Genomic DNA, 255 nt, shown 5'->3' with positions numbered 1-255 from the left:
CACCAAGGACGGGCTGCACCTGCTGGTGCTGGACGGGACGCTCATCGCCACCGACCGGGTGCGGGCCGACCGGCCGTACTACTCGGCCAAGCACCGCTGCCATGGAATGAACGTGCAGGTCATCGCCGGCCCTGACGGGACGATCCTGTGGACCTCGGGGGCGCTGCCCGGCCGCACGCACGACCTGACCGCCGCCCGCATGTGGGGGATTCCGCGTCAGTTGGAGGAGACCGGGATCATCACACCGGCCGATAA

Annotated in this window: 1 protein-coding gene; it reads left to right on the top strand. The window is 69.4% G+C overall.

The features are described from left to right. Nucleotides 1-255: transposase family protein (locus tag QSK21_RS36005; protein ID WP_285702231.1), on the top strand; the 255-nt coding region annotated here is incomplete at both ends.

This window comes from Actinomadura sp. NBRC 104412 (assembly GCF_030269515.1).
Classification (GTDB): Bacteria; Actinomycetota; Actinomycetes; order Streptosporangiales; family Streptosporangiaceae; genus Spirillospora.
This window is presented reverse-complemented; position numbering and strand designations above follow the sequence as displayed.